16 protein-coding genes are annotated in these 18,418 nt (G+C 71.2%); 8 read left to right on the forward strand and 8 right to left on the reverse strand.

Annotation, left to right across the window (positions count from 1 at the left end; genetic code table 11):
• Positions 1–139: 139 nt before the first annotated feature.
• The 4 genes from rox to ACFWJW_RS04910 all read right to left on the reverse strand — a co-directional run bounded on the left by rox (position 140) and on the right by ACFWJW_RS04910 (position 5,202).
• Positions 140–1,576, reverse strand: coding sequence for a rifampin monooxygenase (gene rox, locus ACFWJW_RS04895; protein ID WP_387234931.1), 1,437 nt, complete (start codon positions 1,574–1,576; stop codon positions 140–142).
• Between the two features lie 316 nt (positions 1,577–1,892).
• Positions 1,893–3,464 (reverse strand): beta strand repeat-containing protein, encoded by a 1,572-nt coding sequence (locus ACFWJW_RS04900; RefSeq protein WP_387234934.1) that lies wholly within the window; start codon positions 3,462–3,464, stop codon positions 1,893–1,895.
• 165 nt (positions 3,465–3,629) lie between these two features.
• Positions 3,630–4,382 carry an IPT/TIG domain-containing protein gene (locus tag ACFWJW_RS04905; protein WP_387234937.1) on the reverse strand — a complete coding sequence of 251 codons (753 nt, stop codon included), beginning with the start codon at positions 4,380–4,382 and terminating at the stop codon, positions 3,630–3,632.
• Between the two features lie 124 nt (positions 4,383–4,506).
• Complete coding sequence (locus ACFWJW_RS04910) at positions 4,507–5,202, reverse strand: hypothetical protein (protein WP_387234940.1); 696 nt, start codon at positions 5,200–5,202, stop codon at positions 4,507–4,509.
• A 435-nt stretch (positions 5,203–5,637) separates the two neighbouring features.
• Between ACFWJW_RS04910 and ACFWJW_RS04915 the strand changes: the two genes are divergently transcribed.
• The gene (locus ACFWJW_RS04915) at positions 5,638–6,069 is read left to right on the forward strand and encodes a protein-tyrosine phosphatase family protein (RefSeq protein ID WP_387234943.1); all 432 of its coding nucleotides are present in this window, start codon (positions 5,638–5,640) and stop codon (positions 6,067–6,069) included.
• A 37-nt stretch (positions 6,070–6,106) separates the two neighbouring features.
• On the opposite strand, the gene murJ is transcribed toward ACFWJW_RS04915, so the two are convergent.
• Positions 6,107–7,957, reverse strand: coding sequence for a murein biosynthesis integral membrane protein MurJ (gene murJ / locus ACFWJW_RS04920; protein WP_387234946.1), 1,851 nt, complete (start codon positions 7,955–7,957; stop codon positions 6,107–6,109).
• 165 nt (positions 7,958–8,122) lie between these two features.
• Positions 8,123–9,202 carry a S1 family peptidase gene (locus tag ACFWJW_RS04925; protein WP_387234949.1) on the reverse strand — a complete coding sequence of 360 codons (1,080 nt, stop codon included), beginning with the start codon at positions 9,200–9,202 and terminating at the stop codon, positions 8,123–8,125.
• Between the two features lie 436 nt (positions 9,203–9,638).
• Between ACFWJW_RS04925 and ACFWJW_RS04930 the strand changes: the two genes are divergently transcribed.
• The 3 genes from ACFWJW_RS04930 to ACFWJW_RS04940 all read left to right on the forward strand — a co-directional run bounded on the left by ACFWJW_RS04930 (position 9,639) and on the right by ACFWJW_RS04940 (position 13,511).
• Positions 9,639–10,841: an acyltransferase family protein gene (locus ACFWJW_RS04930; RefSeq protein ID WP_387234952.1), complete on the forward strand. Its 1,203-nt coding sequence runs from the start codon at positions 9,639–9,641 to the stop codon at positions 10,839–10,841.
• Positions 10,842–11,068: 227 nt separating this feature from the next.
• Entirely contained in the window at positions 11,069–12,130 is a 1,062-nt protein-coding gene (locus ACFWJW_RS04935; protein ID WP_387234955.1) for a class I SAM-dependent methyltransferase, read from the forward strand.
• 133 nt (positions 12,131–12,263) lie between these two features.
• Positions 12,264–13,511 (forward strand): glycosyltransferase, encoded by a 1,248-nt coding sequence (locus ACFWJW_RS04940; RefSeq protein WP_387234957.1) that lies wholly within the window; start codon positions 12,264–12,266, stop codon positions 13,509–13,511.
• Positions 13,512–13,532: 21 nt separating this feature from the next.
• On the opposite strand, the gene ACFWJW_RS04945 is transcribed toward ACFWJW_RS04940, so the two are convergent.
• Complete coding sequence (locus tag ACFWJW_RS04945) at positions 13,533–14,447, reverse strand: alpha/beta fold hydrolase (RefSeq protein ID WP_387234959.1); 915 nt, start codon at positions 14,445–14,447, stop codon at positions 13,533–13,535.
• A 119-nt stretch (positions 14,448–14,566) separates the two neighbouring features.
• Between ACFWJW_RS04945 and ACFWJW_RS04950 the strand changes: the two genes are divergently transcribed.
• The 3 genes from ACFWJW_RS04950 to ACFWJW_RS04960 all read left to right on the forward strand — a co-directional run bounded on the left by ACFWJW_RS04950 (position 14,567) and on the right by ACFWJW_RS04960 (position 16,702).
• Positions 14,567–15,175 carry a TetR/AcrR family transcriptional regulator gene (locus tag ACFWJW_RS04950; RefSeq protein ID WP_387234963.1) on the forward strand — a complete coding sequence of 203 codons (609 nt, stop codon included), beginning with the start codon at positions 14,567–14,569 and terminating at the stop codon, positions 15,173–15,175.
• A gap of 222 nt (positions 15,176–15,397) precedes the next feature.
• The gene (locus tag ACFWJW_RS04955) at positions 15,398–16,171 is read left to right on the forward strand and encodes an ankyrin repeat domain-containing protein (RefSeq protein ID WP_387234966.1); all 774 of its coding nucleotides are present in this window, start codon (positions 15,398–15,400) and stop codon (positions 16,169–16,171) included.
• A 252-nt stretch (positions 16,172–16,423) separates the two neighbouring features.
• Positions 16,424–16,702, forward strand: a complete 279-nt coding sequence (locus ACFWJW_RS04960; protein ID WP_387234968.1) for a hypothetical protein — start codon at positions 16,424–16,426, stop codon at positions 16,700–16,702.
• An 88-nt stretch (positions 16,703–16,790) separates the two neighbouring features.
• Here the strand turns inward: ACFWJW_RS04960 and ACFWJW_RS04965 are convergent, their stop codons facing one another.
• Positions 16,791–17,417 carry an alpha-ketoglutarate-dependent dioxygenase AlkB gene (locus ACFWJW_RS04965; RefSeq protein WP_387234970.1) on the reverse strand — a complete coding sequence of 209 codons (627 nt, stop codon included), beginning with the start codon at positions 17,415–17,417 and terminating at the stop codon, positions 16,791–16,793.
• Between the two features lie 152 nt (positions 17,418–17,569).
• Between ACFWJW_RS04965 and ACFWJW_RS04970 the strand changes: the two genes are divergently transcribed.
• A complete protein-coding gene (locus tag ACFWJW_RS04970; protein ID WP_387234973.1) occupies positions 17,570–18,358 on the forward strand; it encodes an aminotransferase class IV in 789 nt (262 codons plus the stop codon).
• The last annotated feature ends 60 nt before the right edge of the window (positions 18,359–18,418 follow it).

Raw genomic sequence — 18,418 nt, forward strand, 5'->3', positions numbered from 1 at the left:
TCAGGGGAGAGAGTCCGCCGCCCGCCCGCCGCGCTTTCCGCGATCGATATCGGCGACGAGGGGGGCTACGGGTGAGGGAATTCCGGTTCGGGCGCCGCCGCCGGCGGTGGGCCTGACCGGGCCGGGCCGGACCGCGCGCTCAGTGGACCGGCGCGCCGAACCACTTGGGCAGCTCGCCGAGCAGCTCCTGCTGGTCCTCACCGGCCCACGCCACATGCCCGTCCGGCCGCAGCAGGACCGCGGGCACGTCCAGTTCCTCGCTGCTGTCGACGACGTGGTCGACGCGATCCGCCCAGCCCGTCACCGAGAGCCGGCCGCTCTGGTCGAGCAGCAGTCCGCGGCCGTCGTGCATCAGCTCGTAGAGGCGCCCTCGCTTCAGCGCCAGGTCCCGCATCCGCCTGCCGAGCAGGTCATGGCCCTCGCCGAAGTCGTAGCGGACGCCGACCGCGGTGATCATCTCGGTCACATACCGGTTCACCTCCTCGAAGTCCATCAGCTTCGCGAAGAGCTCCCGCAGCGCGGTCGCCCCCGGGTCGGTCCCCAGCAGCGTGATCTGCGCGCGGGTGTTGTCCAGCACGGCGGCGCCCACCGGGTGCCGTTCGGCGTGATAGCTGTCCAGCAGCCCCTCCGGCGCCCAGCCGTTGACCGCGGCGGCCAGCTTCCAGCCGAGGTTGAAGGCGTCCTGCACACCGAGGTTGAGCCCCTGCCCACCGGTCGGCGGGTGGATGTGCGCCGCATCGCCGGCCAGCAGCGCCCGGCCGGCCCGGTAGCGCTCGGCCTGCCGGGTGGCATCGCCGAACCGGGACAGCCAGCGCGGCGAGTGCACCCCGAAATCGGTCCCCGCGACGGCCCGCAGCTGCCGCTGGAACTCCTCCAGGGTCGGCGCGGCCGTACGGTCCTCGGCCACACCGTCGGCGGGCACGATGATGCGGTACACCCCGGCTTTCCCGTCCACGTCGGGAACGGCGCCGAACCGCAGCTGGGTCTTGCGGACTTCCTCGACGACGGCGGCGATCGTCGCCGGATCCTCGGCCGCTTCCATGTCGCCCAGCATCGTCTCGACCTTGGCGGGCTCGCCGGGGAAGCCGATGCCGAGCAGCTTGCGCACCGCACTGCGGCCGCCGTCACACCCGACGAGATACCGCGTACGCAGCTGCGTACCGTCCGCCAGCTCGACGGTCACCCCGTCCTCGTCCTGGCTCAGCCCCACCACTTCGCAGCCGCGCCGGATCTCGGCACCGAGTTCGACGGCACGCTCGTTGAGCAGCCGCTCGGTGACCGCCTGCGGGGTGGCCAGGCCGTACGGGTGCGCCGTGTCCAGCCGCTCCGGCCACGGCTTCATGATGCCGCCGAAGAGGCCGCCGACCTGGAACTTCTCACTGACCGCGAGGAACCGGTCCAGCAGGCCGCGCTGGTCCATCAGCTCGACGCTGCGCGCATGCAGGCCGCGCCCGCGGGACTGCTCGGTCGGCTCGGCCAACTTCTCCAGCACGACCACCCGCACCCCGTGCAGCCGCAACTCGCCGGCCAGCATCAAGCCGGTCGGTCCGCCGCCGACCACGATCACGTCACTCATCAAAAACGCCCGTTCACCGAGAAGGAATTCCGGCCAGCCGCTCCGGGCCATCCGGGATTCCCCAAGGCACACGCACTTGGGGAATCCCCGATTTCCGCGGGTTCTGGCTTCGAGCGCAGATTCTGACGCACCACGGGGGCCTTGCCGCAAGGCCCCCCATGCGCTATACATTAAGAGTGGCAAGGAGTGGATTACCTCCTTGCCTTTGTTTTTTGTCCTCCGGGTGGACGGACAACAGCGAGCGGCGAGAGAACGCACCGCTGCCCCTCCGCGCCTGACAGCCCGCGGGAGACGGGCCGTCAGGCGTTGCGGCATATCAGATATTGGGGGCCGCGACTCGGGTGTAGACCGCCGGTGCGCTGGTGCCGCCGGGGGTGGTGACGGTGACATTGACCGGGCCGGCGGCGCCGGCGGGGATGTCGGCGACGAGATGGGTGTCGGAGACGACGGTGAAGCCGGTGGGCGCGCCGCCGACGAGCACCGTGGTCGTCTGGGCGAAGTTGCTGCCGGTGAGGGTGGCGGTGCTGCCACCGGAGGTGGACCCCTGGTTCGGCACCAGCGTCGTGATGCTGGGCGCCGCCAGGTAGGTGTAGGAGACCGGGTTGCTGGTCCCGCCCACAGTGGTGACGGTGACATTCGACGGACCGGCGGCTCCCGCCGGGACCACGGCGGTGATCTGGGTGTCGGAGACGACGGTGAAGGACGTCGCCGGTGTGGCCCCGAAGCGCACCGCGGTGGCCTCGATGAGGTTGGTACCGGTGAGGGTGACGGTGTTGCCGCCCGAGAGCGGGCCGGAGAGCGGGATGACGGCGGCGAGCACCGGGGGGCTGACGTAGAAGTAGGACTTCGGGAGGGTGCTGGTGCCGCCGGGGGTGGTGACGGTGACATCGACCGGTCCGGCGGTGGCGGCCGGAACCACGGCGGTGATCTGGGTCGGGGAGAGCACCGTCACGGAGGTCGCCGGGGCGCCGCCGAAGGTGACCGAGGTGGCGCCGGTGAGGTTGGTGCCGGTGAGGGTGACGGTGTTCCCGCCCGAGGTGCTCCCCTGGTGGGGACTGATGCTGCTCAGCGTGGGGGCGCCGGAGTAGGTGTAGGAGAGGCCGTTGCTGGTGCCCCCGGGGGTCGTGACGGTGATCTGTACGGTGCCGGTCCCGGGCGGGGCGACGGCGGTGACGTGGGTGTCGGAGACGACGGTGAAGGAGGTTGCCGGTGTGGCCCCGAACCGCACCGCGGTGGTGGTGGCCAGGCCGGTGCCGGTGAGGGTGACCGTCGTGCCGCCCGCGGCCGGGCCGGAGTTGGGGCTGACCGAGGTCAGGACCGGCACGGACGCGGAAACGTAGGTGAACGACACCCCATTACTCGTCCCCCCAGGCGTCGTCACCGTCACCGCGACAGTCCCCGAACCCGCCGGCGCCGTCGCCGTGATCTGCGCACTCGAATTCACCGTGAACGACGCCGACACACCACCGAACCGCACCGCCGTCGCACCCGAAAACCCCGAACCCGACAACGTCACCACCGTCCCACCCGACGCCGGACCGGAGTTGGGACTCACCGAAGTGAGGCTCGGCACGGGCGCGGTGACATAGGTGTAGGTGACGAACTGGTTGCTGGTGCCGCTGGGGGTGGTCACGGTGACCTGCACCGTTCCGCTGCCGACCGGGCTGAAGGCGGTGATCTGGGTGTCGGAGTTGACGGTGAAGGACGCCGCGTGGGTGGCGCCGAAGCGGACGGCGGTGGCTCCGGTGAAGCCGGTGCCGGTCACCGTCACCGCCGTGCCACCCGCGGTCGAACCGGACGTGGGAGAGACGGATGTGACGGTGGGCGAGGCCGCCAGGGACGGCGCGGCGGAGGAGGTGGGCGAGTGTGCGGAGGGATTCACGGCCATGGTCCTTCGTGGGCGTGAGCCCCGGCCGGCCCCGTGGAGAGGCACCGGGCCGAGGCTCATCAAGGGAAGTGGGGTAGAGCCCGGGCAGGGAGGGGCGCCCCCTGTCCGGGCAGGTTGTCCGCGCGCCTGATCACACGAACCAGGCCGTCGGGGCTCGCGGTCCGGTCAGATGCCGGGCCCGGCGAGGTAGGTGAAGGCGCCAGCAGCGAAGGCGCTGCCGCCGCTGGTGGTCAGGGTGACATCAGCGGTACCGGGAGCTCCGTCAGGCGTGGGCGGGGTGACGACGGAGACGCTGGTGTCACTGATGACGGAGAACGGTGCGAGCGTGGCGCCGAAGGCTACCGACTGAGTGGTGGCGAGGTTGGTGCCCGTGATGGTCACCGCGGTACCGCCGGACGCCGGGCCGGAAGTGGGGTTCAGCGTGCCGATCGTGGGCGCGTCGACGTAGGTGTACGACAGACCGTTGTTGGTGCCGCCCGCAGTGGTCACCGAGACGCTTACCGGCCCGGGCGCCGTCCCCGCCGGTACGGTGACGGTCAGCTGGCTGTCGTTCACCACGGTCGGAGTCGCGGCGTTGGTGCCGAAGTTGACCGCGGTGGCGGTGCTGAGACCGGTGCCATTGATGGTGACGGTGTTGCCGCCCCCGGTGACGCCGGTCACCGGGGAAATGCTGGACTTGAACGGCGCGCTGACGTAGAAGAACTGAAGCGGGTTGCTGGTACCGCCGGGGGTGGTCACCGTCACCGGTACGGTGCCCGTGCCGGAGGGCGATGTCACGGTGACCGAGGTGGCGGTGTTGGCGGTGATGGTGGCGTTCTTCGTGCCGAACTTCACGGCCGTGGCGCCACCGAGGTTGGTGCCGGTGATGACGACCGTGGTGCCGCCGCCGGTCGATCCCTGGTTGGGGGAGATGGGCATGGTGATGCTCCTTTGACGAGATGTGTGAGAGGGGGTGCTGAACCGGAACCGGATGGCCGCGCGCGCCGTCGTCGGTCGAGGTGTTACGTGGTGGAGCAGTCGGCCGAGACCTCGGCCGGGACCGTCAGGTGCAGCCCATGACGCTGCCTGACGGAGCACAGTTGTCCGGGGTGTTGTCGCGCACCGACGTGCCCAGCAATGTCACCCCGCCCGAGTTGACGTAGATGCCGCCCCCGCTGGAGGTGGCTTCGTTACCAGTGACGGAGCTGGTGGTCAGCGTGATGCTGCCGTTGTCGTTGTAGATGCCGCCCCCGGCGATGGCGGAGTTGCCGGTGACGGCACTGGAGAGCATCGAGACCGTGCCACCCAGGTTCGAGAGGCCGCCTCCCGGATACGGAGAGACCGCGCTGCCACCCGCGGATGGTGTGAGACCCACCGCGCTCAACTGGCCCTTGGTGCCCGGCACGTTCGCGGCACCCTCCACCTGAAGAATCCGGAAGGCCGGCGCGCCAGGAGCGCGGGTGATGGTGACTCCCATACCCAGCAGGGTGATCGGGGTGGTGATCGGCGGCAGTCCCACCGCCCCGTGGGGCGAGGTCCCGTGAGCGCTGGTGAGCTGGTAGGTGCAGAACGGAAAGAGGGCCAGGGTTTCCCCGTCGGCCGCGTTGGCCGAGTTGATCGCGTTCACCAGCGAGGTCTCGCTGCACAGGACCGGAACCTGGGCGTGTGCCTTGGTCGGAGCCGCGGCCATCGCCACGGTCAGTCCCAGGGTCAGCGCACAGATCCCGAGGAGGGATCGCAACGTGCGGACAGTTCGCATGACGCCCACAGAAAGAGGTGACGTGAGCTACCGCACCAGTCGGTGCCCGCGACGGGGCACCGAGTGGTGGATGCACTTCCTCAAGCGTGGGAGGGCGCCTGCCGCGGATGCCAGGGCCGCATCGCCGCCTGCACTCTCAATCGGGAGTAAGGGCAGGCGAGTTGCCACTCCCCCGAGAGGAATGGGCAGCCCACCGGTTTGGAATATGACCAGTTATCCATTGGGATGAGCACAGCTGCAAGCGCCTTGACGCCCCCTCACTCAAATGGCAGAGCGCGTACCGAAGGCGCCGCAAAACCACCGGCGCTGCCCTCGACTCGCCCCGGTCCTGACACACCGAGTGCGCACCGGCCCACCGACTGCCGCCCCGAGCGACCGGCGCCAACTACCGCTGAATGCCCCCTCCTTGATCGGCTGCCCCGATACGGTGTCCGGATGACCGCTACCTGGAACGCCGCCGACCCCGGAGTCCTGGAGCTCCCTTCCGGGCGTCTGATCCGAGGCCGGGGCCTCCGCCGGCCGCTGCCGGACGGCCCGGCGCCGGACTTCGCCGTCTATCTCCTCGGCAAGCAGCCACCCGAGGTCCCCTGGGAATCCCAGTGGCTGCGCTGGCCCGACTTCCGGCTGCCCAGCAGTCACCCCGAGGCCCAAGCCGCGCTCCGTGCGGCCTGGGCGCGGGCCGGCACCGAACGTGTCGAGGTCGCCTGCGGCGGGGGCCGTGGCCGGACCGGGACGGCGCTGGCCTGTCTCGCTGTGCTGGACGGCGTTCCGGCAGGCGAGGCAGTGGACTTCGTTCGCCGGAACTACGACCCCCGGGCCGTCGAAACCCCCTGGCAGAAGCGCTACGTCCGCCGCTTCGCCGACTGACGGCGGAAGCCCGGCGGCCGCCCCGCCGGCCCCCGGTTCAGCGGCCGAGGCGCCCCCGGACCATGCCGACCATGGCATTGAGCTCCGCCACCCGCATCCAGTGCGCGAGGAGCACGAAGACACCGAGCAGGACACACCCGCCGGCCAGCAGCGTCACGAGTGAGCCCAGGGCGCCGCTGCCGACGGCCAGGGTGAGCGCGTAGGCCACCCCGCCGCCGGCGAGCGCCGCGGGGATCGCCGCGGCACTCAGCCGGGCATAGGTACGCAGCACACGAGAGCCGTCCAGATCGCCGCCCAGCCGCTTGCGCAGCCGGCGCCAGGCGGTGCCGACCCCGACCGCGTAGGCCAGACCGTAGGAGGCGGCCATTCCCGCGACGGCCCAGCGCGCCGGGAGGACGACGAAGCACGCCCCGGAAGCGGCGGCGTTCACCGCGGCGACGATGACGGTGTTGTAGAACGGGGTCTTGGTGTCCTCGTAGGCGTAGAAGCCGCGCAGCACGACGTACTGCACCGAGTAGGGAATGAGCCCCGGGCCGAAGGCCATGAGGACATAGCCGATGCCCCGGGCGCCCTCGGCGTCGGAGCCGGCGTAGAGCAGCGTGGCCATCGGCACACCCAGCGCCAGGAAGGCGAACGCGCAGGGCACGATGGCGACGGCGGAGGTCCGCAGGCCGTGGGAGATGTCCTCGCGGATCGCGGACACCTCCCCGTCCTGGACCGCACGGGACATCCGGGGCAGCACCGCGGTCATCACCGACACGGTGATGATGGCCTGCGGCATCTGCCAGAGCAGCAGGGCGTAGTTGTAGGCGGTGATACCGGAGCCGGTGTGCCCGGCCCGTTCGGCGAGGGAGCCGGCCTTGGTGGCGAGTTGTGTGACGACGATCAGGCCGGCCTGGTTGACGAGGACGAAGAGCAGCGTCCATTTGGCCAGGCCCATGGCCCGGCCCAGGCCATGACCGCGGAAGTCGAAGCGCGGGCGGAGTCTGAACCGGGCGTCGCGCAGATACGGCAGCATCGCCAGCGCTTGGACGGCGAGGCCCAGCAGGGTGCCCAGGCCCAGGAGCCGCACCCCTTCGGGGGTGATGGTGGCAGGACTGACGCGGGAGTCGGTGAAGCCGCCGAAGGCCCAGATGAAGCCGCCGAAGGTGGCGATGATCAGGACGTTGTTGAGCACCGGGGTCCACATCATCGCGCCGAACCGGCCCCGGGCATTGAGGATCTGTCCGAGCACCACATGTGCGCCCATGAAGAACATGGTGGGCAGGCAGTACCGGGCGAAGGCCACCGTGACCGCCATCCGGTGCGGGTCGGCGGCGATATCCGGCGACATCATGTGCACCAGCAGCGGCGCCGCCAGCACACAGAAGACCGTGACACTCCCCAGCACCACCATGACCAGGGTGATCAGTCGGTTGGCGTACGCCTCGCCGCCGTCGTCGTCCTGCTTCATGGCGCGCACGAGTTGCGGCACGAAGACGGCGTTCAGCGCACCGCCGCCGACCAGGATGTAGATCATCGTGGGCAGGACATTGGCGACCTGGTAGGAGTCGTTGAGGGTGCCGACGCCGATCGCCGCGGCCATGACGAGCGTGCGGAGAAATCCGGTGATGCGGGAGACGAAGGTGCCCGCCGCCATGACGGCGCTGGACTTCAGCAGCCCCGAGGCGCCACTCCCCGGCCGCTGCGGCTCGGGTTTCGGCTCACCGGCCGGGAACGGGGGCGGGGCGTGCTGTTCACCCGCCGGGTTCGCCGCCCCGCCGCCGTACGCCTCCCGAGGCGTGGTCGCCTGATGGTTCCCCAGGCGTGGCCGCAGCGGGACCGTGTCATCCGGCAGGACGTGGCCCCCCTGCCCCCGGCCGTCCTTCTCCCGCCCCTGCGCATTCATGGCTGCCCCGCCCCATTCGCCCCCGGCCCGTCACCGGGCCCCGTCGTCGCTCAACGGGACACTCTTTCACCTGCCCGCTGACGTCCCGACAGGTGGCCTGGTCACGGGCCCGCCGGGGACCGCAGGGCGCGCGGTCCCCGGCCTTCGTCGTGCGTTCCGGCCGGGTCAGCCGAGCTGCGCTCCGGTCTTTTCGAGGGCCTCGCGCACGGGCTGGTAGTAGGTCACCCCACCGGCCGTGCAGTCGCCCCGGCCGCCCGAGGTCAGACCGAGCGCGGTGTCACCGTCGAAGAGCGAGCCGCCGCTGTCCCCGGCCTCCGCGCAGATGCTCGCCTGGATCAGGCCGTCGACCGCGCCCTCCTGGTAGTTGGCGGTCACTTCGAGCGCGATGACGTCACCGTCATGCACATGTGTGGAGCCGCCGCTGCGCTGCACCTTCTGGCCCACGATCGGATCGCCGGCCCGGGTGATGGGCTGCATGCTGTCGTTGTAGAGATCCACCTGGCTGGGGTGCACGAGGTCGTCGTCGGTGTACTTCACGATCCCGTAGTCGTCGCCGGGGAAGGTGCCGGCCTCCGTCACCGCGATCTCCTCGCCGCCCTGGGTCGCCGACCAGCTCCGTACGGCGTTGGTGCAGTGCCCCGCGGTCAGGAAGTACGGCTGCCCGCCCCTGGTGACGTTGAAGCCGAGCGAGCAGCGCGCCCGGGTCCCCCAGATGGCGTCGCCGCCGGCGATCAGCGGCCGGAGGGTGCCCGTGGACTGTCTGAGGACGGCCCGGTCACCGAGCGCGGCGACGACCCGCTTCAGCCGCGTCAGCTTGTCGCCCCGGACCGTGCGGTCGGCGCTGATGACGACCTTGTTGATCCTGGGGTCCATCCCCCAGGAGGTGCCGGGGATGGTGGCCTGTTTCTTGAGGGTCGCGCGGGCGGCGTCCAGCGAGGCGAGCGAGTGCTTGACGACCCTGGCTTCGGCACCGGCCGCACGTGCCTTGGCCGCGGCGGCCTCGGTGGTGACGTTGACGATGAGTCTGCGGTTCTTGGCGTCGTAGTAGGCGCCCGCGCCGTCGGCACCGAGGGTGGAGCTGATGCCCTTGGCGCGCTGTCCGGCGGCGCTGGCCGTCGGCGGATCGGGGGCCTTGGCGGGGGCCGCCTCCGCGGTCTTCAGGGTGAGTGTGGCGGCGGTCAGGGCCACCACCAGAGCGGCACCGGTGAGGACGGTGCGGGGCGTCGGTACGCGGGTGTGCTTCAACTCGGAACCTCTGGTGGGGGTTGGACCGGGCAAGGGGGTCGGCCCGGATGCGGTCGCGTCGTTTCCTGCCCCACCATCGAGGGGCCGTCGGCACCGTCTGCGGCCCGAGGGCGGGACATCGCGGCGCGGACGTATCTCTTCCTGGCCCCGCCGCGCCCCACACCCGCCCGGCCACAGGACCGCAGGAATCACCTGTACGGCGGCGGCCCGGCGCCCTCACCAAATGCTGGACCGTACGAGTGAAATCGGGTCACTCACCCTATGCACGGGGCGTGCCGCGGTGGGTCAATCGTGCTATCCGCGCGACGGGCCGCCCATTCCTCCGCACGGGGCAAGGACCAGTCCTTCCCATCCGATCCCGGGCGACCCACCGGCGCAGCCATACGTCAATGAGTGGTGCCACGGGCCCGGGAAATATCCCCGCAGGAGGCCCCTCGTGCACCCTCTTTCCGGTCCGTCGTCCGAGTCAACCGCCAGGTCGGGAAGCCCCCGTGCCGAGCACGGGGAGGCGGCACCGCCGACCGCGGACAGCCCGTTCGCCGTCCCCAAACGATTGCCCTCGCTGACCGGTCTGCGCTTCGCCGCCGCGGTCGGGGTCCTCTATACGCACAGCAGGCTGATGATTGATCCGCATCTCGCCGAGACCCTCGGGCCCGAAGTATGGCTGGGCGGCAGCTCGGTATCGCTTTTCTTCATCCTCAGCGGCTATGTGCTGACGCACTCCGCCCGCCCGGACGACACCGCGCGCGCGTTCTGGCGGCGGCGGGCCGCCAAGATTTTCCCCAATCACCTGCTCACCTGGTGTGTGGTGGTCACCGCGCTGGCCTGTGCCGGTACGGCGGCCGTCACCACGGGCTCCGGGATAGCGGCCGGTCTGGCAAGCCTCTTTCTTGTGCACACCTGGGTCCCCAGCCACCTTTTCGTCTCCGCGGGCAACCCGGTTTCCTGGTCCCTCGCCGCCGAAGTGTTCTTCTACTTTCTCTTCCCCGTACTGCTGCCCAGGGTCAAGCGGCTGTCGCCCCGTGGCCTGCTGATCGGCTCGGCCACGGCGATCGCGGTCGTCTGGTCATTGCCGTTGTTCTGTGCGCTCGTGGTCAACCCTGATGGCTCCTCCTTTCCCGAGTACTGGTTCCTGTACATGCTGCCGGTCGCCCGGCTGCCCGAGTTCCTGCTCGGGATGATGGCGGCGCGGATCGCCTCGTCGGGTCTGCGGCTTCCGCGGATAGGCGTGCTGCCGGCCGCGCTGGGTGTCATCAGCGCGATCGTCATGAATCCCGCGTTCCTGCCGCAGCGCTTCCTGTACGCGGCCTCGACCGTTGCGCCGCTCGTCGTGCTGGTGTACGCGACCGCGGAGCTGGATCTGCGCGACCGGCCCTCGCTGCTGCGCTCCCGGCCCTGTGTGTTCCTCGGTGAGCTCTCCTACGCCATGTATCTCGTGCACTTCACGGTGCTGGGGCTGCTGTACCTGGGGCTGCGGGACCACGGCTGGAGCAATCTCGCTGTGGTGCTGGTCGGCCTCCCCTTCGTCCTGCTGGCCTCCTGGCTGCTCTACGCAGGGGTGGAGCGCCCCTGTGTGCGCCGGTTCTCCACACCACGTGCCCGTGCTCGTACCCGCACCCGTACGGCGGCGGCCTCGTGAGCGCCGGACGGTGCCCCGGCCGGCGGCCGCAGCTGCCCCGCCCGGCGCTCCCGTCGCGGTGCGCCCTCGGGGTGACACATCGTCAGCCGGCCGCCCGTCCCGAGCCGCCGGTCCGGCTCGGTCTGCTGGCCGTACGGCCGAGGAAATCCAACCTCGCGTATCGCGTTCACCGTCCACACCGAAAGCCACGCCCACGCCACCAGGACTACAGCTGAAAGGGGCTCCCCGTGAGGAACAAGCGAAGCGAGCAGATCGCCGCCCACAGACCCCGCTACCAGGACGAGCTGGCGCACGGGCTGGACCGGTTCTTCGATCCGGAGCGCGCCACCTGCCCCTGGTGCACCTCCGCCCGCCTGCGCCGCCGGCTGCGCACCACCAACCATCCCCAGCGCAAACCGGGGAACTTCGTACTCGACCAGTGCCGCAACTGCGGGCACGTATTCCAGAACCCCCGGCTCAGCGCGGACGGGCTGGATTTCTACTACCGCGACTGCTACGACGGCCTGGGCGAGGCAACGATGGCGCGGATGGCCGCCTCGCCCCTCGCGGTCAAGCTGTACCGGGCCCGCGCGCGGGCGCTGCTCCCGTTCAGCCGGCCCGCACGCTGGCTGGACGTGGGTACCGGCCACGGCCACTTCTGCGCCGAGGCCCGGAGAATCCACCCGCGTACCGAATTCCACGGACTCGACTGGGGCGAAGGCGTCGAGATCGGGGTACGCAACGGCCGGATCAGCCGTGCCTACCGGGGCTCCTTCGCCGGTCTGGCGGGCCAACTCACTTCGCAGTACGACGTGGTGAGCATGTACCACTACCTGGAACACACCCTGGCGCCACGGCAGGAACTGGCCGCCGCGCACACGGCGCTGCGGCGCGGCGGGCATCTCCTGATCGAGGTACCCGACCCCCAGTCCACCGCCGCCCGGTTACTCGGCCGCTGGTGGGGGCCCTGGCTACAGCCACAGCATCTGCACCTCATCCCCCTGGACAACCTCTGCGGCGCACTGACCGAGCAGGGCTTCACCGTGGTGGCCACCAACCGGCGGGAGCCGCACATCCCGACCGATCTGACCTCCGCGGCCGTGAACGTGCTCAACTGCGTGCTGCCGGGCGAAGACCTGCCCTGGCTGCCCAGGAGACCCGGCCCGGTCAGCCGCTGGGTCCGCAGGCTGTCCCTGCTGGCCGCCGCGCCCGCCCTGCTCGTCCTCTTCGGGATCGACATCCTGCTCGCGCCGCTCACCCGGCGCACCCGTCTCTCCAACGCCTACCGGGTGATCGCCCGCCGGGACTGACAGCGGGCGCCCTGCACAACCGTGCAGGAAGACAAGCGTTTTCGGCTGCGCGGGGCTGCGGCGGATAGCCCACCCGAGTGAAGCAGTACGTGGTCGGAATCGCCGGAACTCAGGGAACGGAACACTGCCGACTATGCACACCCTCATCGCTACCGCGGGGTCGCACGGCGACGTGGCTCCCTACACCGGCCTCGGTGCCCGGCTGCGGCAAGCCGGGCACCGGGTGGTGATGGCCACCCATGCGCGCTCGGCCGAGGCGGTCCGCCGCAGCGGCCTCGGTTTCCGCCCGCTTCCGCTCGACCGGTACGCCACCTCCGGAGCGGGTTCCCAGGAGGGGGCCGCGCCGGGTAAGGGCGGCTCGGGGGCCGGTCTTACCAAGGTCGAACAGATAAAGCTGGCACGGGAATTGGCACCGGAGATGGCCGACGCGGTGACGGATGCCTGTGCGGCCGGCGCCGAAGTCGTCCTGCTGTCCAGCGGTTTGGCGCCCCTGGGCCTCGTGGCGGCGGAGGGACTGGGGCTGCCCAGCCTCGGTGTCTTCCTGCAACCCCTCGCGCCCACCCGGGAGTTCCCGCCGATCATCTTCGACATGCCGTCGATGGGACCGTTCGCCAACCGGGCCGCGGCACGGTGCGCCGAGTCCCTGCTGACCCGGGCCTTCGCCCCGGGCGTCCGCCATGTGGAGCGCCGGCTGGGGGTGTCGCCGGCCGCCCTCGCACGGCGGCGGGCCACCTGGCCCGTCCAGCACGGCTTCAGCCCGGTGGTGGTCCCCCGGCCCGCCGACTGGCGGCGGGGGATGGAGGTGGCGGGCTACTGGTGGCCGTCGGAGAGCCCCGACTGGACGCCGGAGCCCCGGCTCGCGGACTTCCTGTCCTCCGGCCCGCCACCGGTGTACGTGGGGTTCGGCAGTATGCAGCCCAGCGATCCGGAGCGCCTGGGCCGACTCGTGGCCCGTGCCCTGAAGCTCGCCGGGGTGCGCGGTGTCATCCAGGCGAGCTGGGCCGGATTGTCGGTGGACGGGGACGATGTGCTGACCGTGGGCGAGGTGCCGCACTCCTGGTTGTTCCCGCGGATGGCGGCCGTCGTCCATCACGCGGGGGCCGGCACCACGGCGGCCGGCCTGCGCGCGGGGGTGCCGGCGGTCCCGGTGCCGATGATGCTGGACCAGCCCTTCTGGGCGTCGCGCCTCACGGCACTCAGGGTCAGCCCGGGAAGGGTGCCGTTCCGGCGGCTGTCCACGGAGACCCTGGCGGCGGCGCTACGGAAGGCCGTGCACGACCCCCGGTACCGTCATCGCGCCCGGCAGGTCTCGGCCTTGATCGGCACCGAGGACGGCGCCGGCCGGGTCCTGACGGCCGTGGAGCAACTGGCCGGGCAGTGACAGAGGGCCGGGACCGCCGCCTCAGTTGATGTCGTCCATAAAGCCCAGCATGCGGCTGTTGACCTGTTCCGCGTGGTCGATCTGCGGTCCGTGGCCGGTGTCGGCGATGATCTCGACGCGGGCCCCGGGCACCAGACGCGGAACGCGTTCCCGCTGCCGTTCCGGGTGCACCAGCAGGCTCCGCTTTCCCAGCAGGACGTACAACGGGGTGCGGATACTGCGCAGTTCGGCCTCGGTGAGGGGCAGCGGAGCAGGGCGGCGGATGCGGTAGGCGCGGACGCCCAGCCGCACCATGGTCCGTAGTTCCGGCACCACCAGGACCGGCTGTTCGAGCCAGGCGGCCAGGCGCGGTCGCATCGCCTTCGGCGCGAAGGTGGCCAGCAGGCTGAGGAACACCCAGCCGAAGAACCGGACCCCCACCTTCTCCAGGCCGCCCGGGTCCAGCAGGGTCACCGAGGCGAGCCGGCCGGGCCGGTGCAGCGCCTGGTTCAGCGCGAGCCATCCCCCGTAGGAGGACCCGATGAGGTGGACCTGGTCGAGCCCGAGGCCGTCGAGCGTCTCGTCCAGCCACTGGGCGGCGCGTTCGGGCTGGTGGATGGGTTCGCGCTGCACGCTGCGGCCCGGGTCGCCGACGGTGTCGACCGCGTAGACGGGGCGCTCCGCGCTCAGCGCGGCGACGTTCGGATACCACTGCGACGAGTTGCCCCCGGCGCCGTGCACCAGCACCACGGGGGTCCGGGCGGCGGCATCGGGGTCGGCCGGCCCGTACCGGTAGACGTGGGTGGTTCCGAAGCCGGTGGCTATCGTCAACTCCCCCTGCGGGGCCGGTCCCAGCGCATAGACCGCGTCACAGGCGGCGAAGTACCGGTCCCGCAGGGCCTCGTTCACATAGCGGCCGACCGCGGGATCACGGTCGCGCGTGGTGGTTTCGGTCATGACAGGCCCCCTCTGGACAGCAGGTTTAGTGGTACGACCGTACCATCAAAGTGATACAGCGGTATCATGAAGCGGTCCCAGCGGTCGGACGGAACGAACGAGGCGGAGGGCAGCGGCTGATGCCGAAGCGGGTGGACCACGAGGAGCGGCGCGCGCAGATCACCGAGGCGCTGGTCCGAGTGGCCGGGCGGCAGGGTCTGCACGCCGTCGGGATGCGCGATGTGGCCGCCGAGGCGGGGGTGTCCCTGCGGCTGGTGCAGTACTACTTCGAGACCAAGGAAAGGCTGCTGCTCCATGGCCTCCAGTGGCTGACGGCCGGACTCAGCCGCCGTGTCGCCGACCGGGTCCGGGCTGCCGGGGAAGCGCCGGGGCCGCGGGCGGTGATCGAGGCCGTACTCCTCGAAGCCCTCCCGACCGACGAGGAGAGCCGGGCCTTTCACCTCGTCCACACCGCCTACGCCGTGCTGGCGGTGACGGACGAGACGCTGGCCGCACAGCCGTTCATCGACGGCCCCAATGCCGCCGAGGACGCGCTGACCGACCAGCTGGAGCGGGCGCGCGAGGCCGGTCTCACCCCGCCCGGCCTGGAGGTGCGTACCGAGGCAATCAGCCTGCTCGCCCTGTCGGCCGGCCTCGGCACCAGCGTCCTGGTCGGCCAGCGCACCCCGGAGGCCGCCGCGGGAATCCTCCGCCATCACCTGGACCGGATCTTCCCGAACGGGAGTTGAACCACCCGGCACGCCGCCCCCCCGTCCCCGCCCGGCACGCCGCGCCCCGTCTCACCGGGGACGTCGCGCCCCGTCTCACCGGGGACGTCGCACCCCGTCGCACCGGGGACGCCGCGCCGCGCCCCGCCCCACCCCGCCGTCTCCAGGTGCGCCACGGCCGCGGCGGCCTGCGGCGGGACGTCGTACGCTGCGCCGAACCGGCTCCCCGAGGAAGGACCCTGCATGACCGAGGCGTTGACCTCTCAACTCATCTCCGCCATCTACGCGGACCAGGCGGACACCGTGGCGGCGCTCCTGCGACAGGGGGCCTCCCCGTCCGCGCCGGCCGCCGACGGGGAGACGCCGTTGTACCTGGCCGCCGTGGCGGGACAGGCGGACCTCGTGCGGCTCCTGCTCGAAGCCGGAGCCACCCCCGATACGGAGAGCAGGGGGGAGCCGGGAAGCGAGGGGCTGCCGCTGTGCGCGGCCGCCTGCTGGGGCCATGAGGAGGTGGTGCGCGCACTGCTCACCCACGGCGCCGACCCCAACCTCCGGGAGGATGACGGCACTTCCTACACCCCGCTGATGTGGGCGGCCGCCAACGGCCACCACCGCACCGCTCAGCTCCTGTTGGACGGGCAGGCCGATCCGGACGCGGGCCACGGCGACCGGACCCCGTTGATGGTGGCGGCCGAGCGGGGATCGGTCGCGGTCGTACGGGCCCTGTTGCGCCATGGCGCCAGCCCGCAACTCGTCGATGCACAGGGCCGAACGGCGTGGCACATGGCCCGCGAGGAGAGCGGCAAGGACGTCGAAAGCGAGCTGCGCCGGAAAGCGGGCGCAGCGGGCGCGTCCCCGGACAGCCGGTGCGAGTTCCGCCGCAGCCCCCGCCCCGAGGGCACCGAATTGGTCGAACTCATTGTCCGCGCGCCGGACGGAACGCACGCGGCCGAGTACCACCGGGAGACGGGGCACGCAGCCATTGTGGCGCTGCTGGAGGAGAACACGCCGGATTGAGGCGGGCCGGCCCGGGGGCGCGCAGAATTCCCGTCACGCCCCGGTCGAGGTTTTCGGGTCCGGCCCCCATCCTGCGGTTTCGCACCTATCAACCGCCTTCATAGGATTTCTGCTTTTCGCCGGCTTCTGTCTGCATTGCGTAAAACCATGGACGTTGGCGGGATGGAGTGAGCGCCACCGGTGCATGGTCATTCCTGCCCGGCCAACGGCGGGGCAGGAACATCACGGCAATGCAGAAAGGCATGATCCGCAATGATTGACGGGTTCAAGCGCGCCCTCGCTCTCGGCGCCGCCACCGTGGCCCTCGCCGGAGGCGCGGCCTTCTCCTCGGTGGGGGTCGCCTCGGCCACGCCGTCGCACCACGGCGACCACTCCGCCACGAAGCATGTCGACCGGGGCCGGTGTCATATGGTCCGCGGACACTGGGTCCGGGTCTGGCACCCGGCCTGGCGCGACCGGCACGGCCACCGCCACCCGGGCCACTGGACGCGGACCTGGCACCGCGGCCACCTGGTGTGCCACAGACACTGATCGCGGCGCCCCCAGCAGTTCCCGGGCCCCCGAGCCGATCACCGGCTCGGGGGCCCTCCGCCATGCCGCGGGAACGCCGTCCCGGAGTTCAGTGCACGCCGTGCGGCCGGAACTGGATGCTGATCCGCGGCCCGGCCGCTCGGGCGGTCTTGGGGATCGCATGCTCCCAGGTCCGCTGGCAGGAGCCGCCCATCACGAGCAGGTCGCCGTGCCCGAGCGGATGCCGTATCGAGCCGCCGCCGCGCCGCGGGCGCAGCAGCAGATCGCGCGGCGCACCCACGGACAGGATCGCGACCATCGTGTCCTCCCGTCTGCCGCGGCCGATCCGGTCGCCGTGCCAGGCCACGCTGTCGTGGCCGTCCCGGTAGTAGCAGAGGCCGGCCGTGGTGAACGGTTCGCCGAGCTCGGTGGCGTAGTGGGCGGAGAGGGCGTCCCGCGCCTCGTCCAGGACGGGGTGCGGCAGGGCGTCGTCGGCCTGGTAGAAGGCGAGCAGCCGCGGTACGTCCACCACCTGCTCATACATCCGCCGGCGCTCGGCCTGCCAGGGAACCTCCGCGGCGAGCTGCTCGAACAGGGCGTCGGCCCCGCTCAGCCACCCGGGCAGCAGATCGATCCAGGCACCGTCACCGAGTCCGGACCGGCGCATCCCGCGCAGCGGACCGAGCCGGACCTCGTCGGTCTGATCGAAGAGCGAGCCCTGAAGATGCGTGGCCATGCGGCAAGGGTACGCCCGTAATCGAATGTGTGTTCTGTCGTTGTGGAGCGAGCGATGCCGAGGGGGCTGCAACGGGGGCCAGGGCGGCGCCGCTCCCGGCGGGGCCGGTACGTGCCTGCCCAGCTGCGGGCGGGCACCCTAGGATGCTGATCATGACCGACTCGTCCACGCCCCACATAGAGATCAACGGCCGTGCCACCGAGGCCGATCCCCTGCTGTTCGAGATGCTGAGCGGCCAGGGGCATTTCACGGCCATGCAGGTCCGGGGAGGCCGGGTACGCGGGCTGGATTTCCATCTGCGGCGGCTGGACGCGGCCACCCGTGAGCTCTTCGGTGTGGAGCTGGACGGCGAGCTGGTCCGCGGCAGGATCCGCCATGCTCTGCGGGACCGGAGCCACGACGCGGCCGTCCGCGTGTACGTCTACCATCCCGAGCCCGGCGACGGACCGGTCACGGTGGTGACCGTCCGTCCCCCGGTGCCCGAGCCCGAGACCGCATACCGGCTGCGCAGTGTGCAGTACCAGCGGCCCGCGGCCCATCTCAAGCATCTCGGCGGCTTCGGGCAGCGGTACCACCTGGACCGGGTGCGGCAGGAGGGGTACGACGAGGCGCTGCTCGTGGCGCCGGACGGTGCGGTGGCCGAGGGCGCGATCACCAACATCGGCTTCATCGAGGGCGCCACGGTCGTCTGGCCCGACGCACCCGCCCTCCAGGGGACCACCATGCTGGTGCTCCGGCAGGAACTGGACCGGGCCGGCATCCCTTGGACACAACGACCGGTCCACACAAACGAGTTGGCCTCCTTCGACGGGGCGTTCGTCTGCAACTCCCAAGGGGTGGCCGCCGTCTCGGCGATCGACGACACCCCGTATCCGGCGGACACGGAGCTGGTGCGCACGGTGCGGAGGCTGTACGGGGCCGCCCCCTGGGACGAGATCTGATCACCGCCCCGCAGCATTCCCGATCGCCTCGCCGGCGATCGCCTTGCCTGCCGTGTGTGC

This window comes from Streptomyces sp. NPDC127097 (assembly GCF_042724075.1).
In the GTDB taxonomy this organism is placed as follows: Bacteria; Actinomycetota; Actinomycetes; order Streptomycetales; family Streptomycetaceae; genus Streptomyces.